This window comes from Pseudarthrobacter sp. fls2-241-R2A-127 (assembly GCF_030209355.1).
GTDB lineage: Bacteria > Actinomycetota > Actinomycetes > Actinomycetales > Micrococcaceae > Arthrobacter.
On record NZ_JARVSF010000041.1, the window covers coordinates 132,596 to 138,791 of the forward strand.

7 protein-coding genes and 1 tRNA gene are annotated in these 6,196 nt (G+C 65.7%); 3 read left to right on the plus strand and 5 right to left on the minus strand.

Going from position 1 to position 6,196, the window contains the following annotated elements; genetic code table 11:
• Positions 1–23: 23 nt before the first annotated feature.
• The 4 genes from QRN53_RS19550 to QRN53_RS19565 form a co-directional block, all read right to left on the minus strand.
• Positions 24–1,220, minus strand: a complete 1,197-nt coding sequence (locus QRN53_RS19550) for a glycosyltransferase (RefSeq protein WP_285245459.1) — start codon at positions 1,218–1,220, stop codon at positions 24–26.
• A 111-nt stretch (positions 1,221–1,331) separates the two neighbouring features.
• Complete coding sequence (locus QRN53_RS19555) at positions 1,332–2,240, minus strand: DMT family transporter (protein ID WP_285245460.1); 909 nt, start codon at positions 2,238–2,240, stop codon at positions 1,332–1,334.
• Positions 2,240–2,863, minus strand: a complete 624-nt coding sequence (locus tag QRN53_RS19560; protein ID WP_285245461.1) for a CDP-alcohol phosphatidyltransferase family protein — start codon at positions 2,861–2,863, stop codon at positions 2,240–2,242. Before QRN53_RS19560 ends, QRN53_RS19555 begins: the two co-directional genes overlap by 1 nt.
• 63 nt (positions 2,864–2,926) lie before the next feature.
• The gene (locus QRN53_RS19565; protein ID WP_285245462.1) at positions 2,927–3,784 is read right to left on the minus strand and encodes a phage holin family protein; all 858 of its coding nucleotides are present in this window, start codon (positions 3,782–3,784) and stop codon (positions 2,927–2,929) included.
• A gap of 181 nt (positions 3,785–3,965) precedes the next feature.
• Here QRN53_RS19565 and QRN53_RS19570 point away from each other — a divergent pair, with 181 nt between their 5' ends.
• The 3 genes from QRN53_RS19570 (at position 3,966) to QRN53_RS19580 (ending at position 5,865) form a co-directional block, all read left to right on the plus strand.
• Entirely contained in the window at positions 3,966–5,189 is a 1,224-nt protein-coding gene (locus QRN53_RS19570) for a multidrug effflux MFS transporter (protein WP_502934863.1), read from the plus strand.
• Positions 5,190–5,212: 23 nt separating this feature from the next.
• A complete protein-coding gene (locus tag QRN53_RS19575; protein ID WP_285245464.1) occupies positions 5,213–5,392 on the plus strand; it encodes a glycine zipper 2TM domain-containing protein in 180 nt (59 codons plus the stop codon).
• A gap of 65 nt (positions 5,393–5,457) precedes the next feature.
• On the plus strand, positions 5,458–5,865 hold the full coding sequence (locus QRN53_RS19580) for a hypothetical protein (protein ID WP_285245465.1): 408 nt from the start codon (positions 5,458–5,460) through the stop codon (positions 5,863–5,865).
• Between the two features lie 82 nt (positions 5,866–5,947).
• On the opposite strand, the gene QRN53_RS19585 is transcribed toward QRN53_RS19580, so the two are convergent.
• Positions 5,948–6,020, minus strand: a tRNA-Asn gene (locus tag QRN53_RS19585).
• Positions 6,021–6,196 lie beyond the last annotated feature (176 nt).

The following is a 6,196-nucleotide window of genomic DNA, read 5'->3' on the forward strand; positions in this document are numbered from 1 at the left end:
CTCTAGCAAACCCCGGATAGGGTTCAGACCACTTTGTCCTCGTAGGTGGCGCCGCGGTAAAGGTCCTCAAAGGTCTGCAGGGTCCCCTGGATGCTGTGGGGCTCCACCATCTGCCGGCTGGCCCGGCCCATGGCGCGCCGTTCATCCTCGGGCAGTTCCAGCACCTGGGTGATTTTCTTGGCGAGGTCGTCACTGTCGTTGGGCGTGAAGAGGTAACCGTTCTCGCCATCACGCACCAGGTGCGGCAGGGCCATGGCATCGGCGAGGACCACGGGGGTGGAAGCGGACATCGCTTCGAGGGTCACCAGCGACTGCAGTTCGGCAGTTCCGGGCATGCAGAAGAGATCGGCGGCAATGTAGGCCCGGCGCAGTTCGTCGTCGCTGGCCAGCCCCAGGAACTTCACCCTGCCGCCAAGCCCCAGCCGCCGCACCAGGTCCTCGAGGGCAGGCCGCACTTCGCCGCCTCCCACGATCTCAAGGTGCACGTTGAGTTCCGGCGGAGTCTTGCCAACGGCTTCGATGAGCACGTCGACGTGCTTTTCCTCGGCGAGTCGGCCGGCGAAAAGCACCATGGGGTGGGCATGCGGCTCAATCTGCTCGCCGGGCTGGAGTTCGTAGGCGGCGGAGTCGATGCCATTGGACAGCGGCAGGACTTTGCGCAGGAAGGCGTGCTCGTGCATGGCCCTGGCGGCCAGCGGCGTGGGCGTGGTGACAACGTCGGCCTGGCCCATGACCTTGCCCATGTCCTTCCAGGAGACCCGGCCGATGATGTCCTTGAACCACTGCGGGAACGGCAGGAAGGGGTTGAGGTTCTCTGGCATGAAGTGGTTGGTGGCCACCACCCGGATGCCGCGTTTCACGGCCTCATAGAGGACGTGCTCGCCAATCATGTAGTGGCTTTGGATGTGCACCACGTCCGGCTTGACCCGGTCGAAAAGCAGGCTGATTTCCTTCTTGATCTCCCAAGGAAAGCAGATGCGGAAAGTCTCGTGGGTGAAAGCCCGGTGCGAGCGGAGCCGGTGCACGGTTCCTTCCGGCCGGAATTCGGTAAAGCTCTTTCCCTTGCTGTCGCGGGACGCGAGGACGTGGACGTTGTGTCCCCGGGCGGTCATCCCCTTGGCCAGCCGGTATCCGAACTGGGCGGCGCCATTGACGTCCGGCGGGTAGGTATCCGCGGCGATCAGGATGGTCAGGGGTCGCTGGTCGGCTGGCGTGGTCATATGGAGTACTCCTGATGGTCACGGTGCGGGCAGCGTGGAACTGACAGCACGGTTGGCCGCCGGCGCAGGTGGCGCACGGCCTCGTGGGATTGCTGGTCTGTGCGGAAAGGGCTATTGGGTCGGTTTGCCGGCGGCCTTACGCGCGTCTTTCTTACGCTTGGTGACCTCCGGGTGGTGCCGGGAAAGGGCGATAACCCCAACGATAGCAAGGCACGCCGCCGTTCCCATCGCGATGGCCATGACGGCGTGGACGTCCGGGCGTAGTTCGCCCAGGATGATGACGCCGATGGCTATGCCCACCATGGGGTCGATCACCGTGAGTCCGGCGATCACCAGGTCCGGAGGGCCGGTGGAGTACGCGTTCTGGACGAACCAGGAGCCCAGGCCGCCGGCCGCGATGATGGCCACCACCGAATACCACTGCACGTTCAACAGGAAAAGCCCGTTGGGGTCCAGGAGGTGCTTGCCGATGATCCGGGTCAGGACGGCCACGAAGCCGAACAGGATGCCGGCACCCAGGATGTAGACGAACGCGTTCATCCGGTGCTTGAACGTCACTGCCAGCGTGCCGAAGAGCCCGACCGCCAGTGCCAGGAGCAGCACAATGGTGAGCTCGTCCGCTGGGCTGACGTGGTGGCTTTCCTGGGTGACGTTGACCGCCAGGAGGACGAAGAGCGCCGATCCTGTGACGCAGGCGGCGATGGAGACGGCCGTGGCGCGGTTGATGGTGAGGTCCTGGTCGCGGGCGTTGACGATGGTGGTGATGACCAGCGCAATGGCACCGATGGGCTGGATTACCGTGAGCGGTGCGGACACCAGCGCTACGGCGTTCATGGCCATGCCGGTGCACAGCAGCAGGAGCCCGAACATCCACCGGGGATTGCGGAGCAGGCGGAGGAAACCGTTGGAGCTCAGCGCGAGCCCGCCGGTGTCCGCCTTGACCGCGCTCCCCTGCCGCTGGGCGCCAAGGGCCAGGCAGAAGGCGCCAAGGACCGCCAGCGCGACGGCGAACCACACCATCAGCCGTTACCGCCGTGGTGTTCTTCGGCCTCTCGGCCCTTGCGCAGCATCGCCCAAAAATAGTTGTAGGCAGCAATCCAGTGGCCAACCAGGCCCAGGCCCAGGACCACCCATGCGGCAATGAGGAGTTGGTCCGCGGCGCCGGTGTCCAGGCGGGACAGGAGCAGCAGCGGCGTACCGAGGAGGAGCAGGCCGGTCCTGACCTTGCCCACGACGCTGACGGGGAGGTCGGGATGGCCGTGGAAGAGGGAGAGCGTGAGGACCAGCAGGATGGCATCGGGTACCACCAGCGCGGCGAGGTAGAGCCAGTGCACGACGCCGGCAATCACCAGGGTGACAGCGACGGCGAGCAGGGCCAGCCGGTCCGCAATGGGATCCAGGACACGGCCGAGCTTGGAGGCTTGGTCGAACCGGCGCGCAATGTAGCCGTCGATCCAATCCGTTCCGGCCATGACCGCCAGGACGATCACGCCGGCACCGTACTCCCGTTGGGCCAGGACGAGCCAGATGAAGAGCGGAACGCCCATGAACCGCACCACGGTGAGCAGGTTGGGGATGGTGAACACGCGGTCGTGGTCCACCAAGGGGTGGCCGGGGCGGGCACCTGCACCAATGAACCTCACCCGTCCCCCTCTCCTTGCTGTTGCGCCGCGTCGCGGTGTTTCGGTTGTGCGGTACTGGCCTGTTCAGGCCTGGTTGGAGCGCAGGAGCTGGCGGAGCAGCACCACCAGGACGGTACCGGCAGCTGCGAAAGCGGCCAGCGGCTTCCAGCGTCGTGCCAGGTTCGCGGAATCGGCGACGGCGGCAACCCGCTGCCCGGCCGCGTCGGCGCCGCGCGCGGCGAGCACCTGGCCTTCCCGGGCTTTGACCTGCGCGGCGGCCAGCAGGTACCGGGCCTGCGTCTTGAGGTCCAGCTCCGTGCCGAGTTCATCCCGGACCTCCGCGAGGTGGTGGCGGCGCTGGCTGAGCCGGCGGGCCAGCTCCGGCTCGGACGCGTGCGGGAATTCCTGGTCGTGCTGGGCAGCCTTGGCTTCCTTCTCGGCCTTGGCCTTGGCGGCGGCTTCGGCTTTGGCAGCCTTCGCGGCCTTTGCTTCGGGGCTGTCAGGATCCAGGACGGCGGGGTTGAAGGCGGATCCTTCGCGGGCGACGCCGAGATCGTACTTAATGCCGCGGATGGTTTCTTCCGGCACCAGCGGCATGGCTTTCTTGAACCTGGCAAGGCCAACGAGGCCGCCTGCCAGGGCGATGACCAGGAAGGCGGCGGACACCAGGAGCGCGGCCAGCCAAGCGGGCATGATGGTGGCCAGCCCCATGATGGCGGCGACGATCAGGCCCACCACCAGGAACGCCAGGAAGACCAGGGCGACGGCGAAGAACGCTGCGGCCACCCCCACTTGGATGCCCTTGCGCTTGAGTTCGATCTTGGCGAAGGCGATCTCGTCATTGAGCTGGCGTGGGGCCAACCTGAATAGGAGTCGTGCCGTCCCCGGCAGCGCGGTGATGCGCAATCCGGAACTGGTGCGCCCGCTGTGACGTCCACTCATCGGTTCCGCCTTACTGGTCGTCTGGGTCGATACTGCCTGCGTTGTACTGCGGAAATGTGCAGCCGCACAGTCCACGCCACCCAAACTACCATTCAGGTTCAGGGCGAACTCCGGGGCTTGCCGGGCGGCGCGGCCTACAACGCTGAAAAAACCTCCCCCACCGGGCCTAGGATTGGTGACCGTGACCAATGCCCCCAATCCAGGCGACCTGTTGACCCGCCGCCGGAAGCTTCTGTACATCCTCCTCCTGGGCGCCCTGACGGCCTTGGGTCCGTTCACGATCGACCTGTACCTGCCTGCCTTTCCTGCGCTGGAGGCAAGCCTCGGGGTGACGGAGGCGCAGGTGCAGCTGACGCTGGCCGGCACCACTGTGGGTTTTGCGTTCGGGCAGCTGGTGGTAGGGCCGTTCAGCGACAAGTTTGGCCGCAGGACTCCCCTCATCCTGGCCACCGCCGTTCACATCGCAGCGTCCCTGGGTGCGGCCCTGTCCACCGACATCACCACCTTGGGAATTTTCCGCGTACTGATGGGCGTCGGCGCGGCCGGCGGCGGCGTAGTGGCCATGGCCATGGTGCGCGACCTGTTCTCCGGGTACGCCATGGTGCGGATGTTTTCGCGGATGTCCCTGGTCAACGGCCTGGCGCCCATCCTGGCACCCGTGATCGGCTCGCAGTTGCTCCTGGTGATGCCCTGGCCCGGAATTTTCGTGTTCCTTGCCACCTACGGAACCCTGGTCATCGTGGCCGCGCTGCTGCTGGTGCGCGAGACGCTTCCGCCGGAGAAGCGGGGCCAAAGCGGCATGACAGCCGGGCAGCGCTACAAGACGCTGTTCAGCGACCGCATCTTTGTGGGGCTGCTGATGGTGGCCGGCTTCAACTTCGGCGGCCTCTTCACTTACCTGTCGGCGTCCCCCTTCCTGTTCCAGAACGTGTTCGGGTTCTCGGCCCAGCAATACGGGCTGCTCTTCGGCATCAACTCCCTGGGCATCGTGGCCAGCGTGCAAACAAGTTCGCGCCTGATCCGGATCGTCCCGCCGCAGTGGATCCTGGCCTGCGCCACGGCCTGGATGTTCCTGATGGCCTTGCTGATCGTTGTGTTCGACCGGGTGGGCCTGGGCCTGTGGGGCGTGATGATCCCGCTGTGGTTCTACATCATGGGGACGGGTTTCATGTTCCCCTGCGTCCAGGTGCTGGCACTGGCCGGGCACGCGGCCCAGGCGGGAACGGCTGCATCCCTGCTGGGCGCGGCCACGTTCCTTATGGCAGGACTCATCTCCCCCGTGGTGGGGTGGCTTGGCATTACCAGTGCAGCACCCATGGGCTCGGTACAGGCCGCCTGCATCCTGCTGGCCATCGGGGCCTTGTGGCTGGTTGTCCGCCCGCGCACGGTCCCCTCTATCCACTAAATGCCAACCAGGAAAGGCCGCCAATGAGCCGAAAACCGCACCGCAACGGACGGGGACTCTTCCTGGGCGCCGTGCTTGGCGCCGTCGTCGGCTATTTTGCCGGCCGGGCCGTGGGCAACCCGGCCTGGGGCATCATCCTGGGCACGCTGGCCGGCGCGGCACTGCTGTACCGGATCAACCCGGGGCCGCGGAAACGGCGCTGACTGCCCGGCCCGGCAACCAACGCTCCTCCCTGCCGTCTTGCGCCTTCGCGCGATAAAATACTGCCGTGCCCAACTGGCAGAACCAACCGCCACTTCCGGCCACATGGCAACGGTGCGACGCCCGGATCCTGCCACTGTGGTGGGAGCGCCTGTGCGCCCAGGCCGGCCAGCAGTCAGCGGCGCTGTACGCCGCGGGACTGTTCACCGAGGACCGCCGCCGGCCCATCGCCCAGTGGTTCAATCCCGCCTTCAACGCCGCCCTGCTGGTGGCGCCCGAGACTTCGCCGGAGTGGCCGGTGCAGCGGTTCGGGATCTTCTACGCCCCGCCGGATGCAGGCTTTGTCCGCATCCACTCCGCCCCGCACGAATGGAACCCGCGCGATCCCCGGAAGTCGCCCACGGAGAACGAGGCCTTCACTGCGGCCATCGCGGAGGCCGAACGGTTCCTGCAGGTGGAAATGGACTTCGTCTGACCCGCGGCCGTATCTAGACCGGGCTGCGGACAGAAAAAAATCCCTGCTCCTCCAACGGGAGGAACAGGGATTTTTCGTTGCGCTCCTCCTGCTGGACTTGAACCAGCAACCCTTCGATTAACAGTCGAATGCTCTGCCAATTGAGCTAAGGAGGAATGAAGCAGGTATGACATTAGCAAAGGATTCCTGCCCATGGGAAATCGGCGGTATTCCGGGCCCAAACGGCCCTCCCGGGGAAACAAAATCCCCGTTCCGGAGGCCGGAACGGGGATATAAGCTCCTCCTGCTGGACTTGAACCAGCAACCCTTCGATTAACAGTCGAATGCTCTG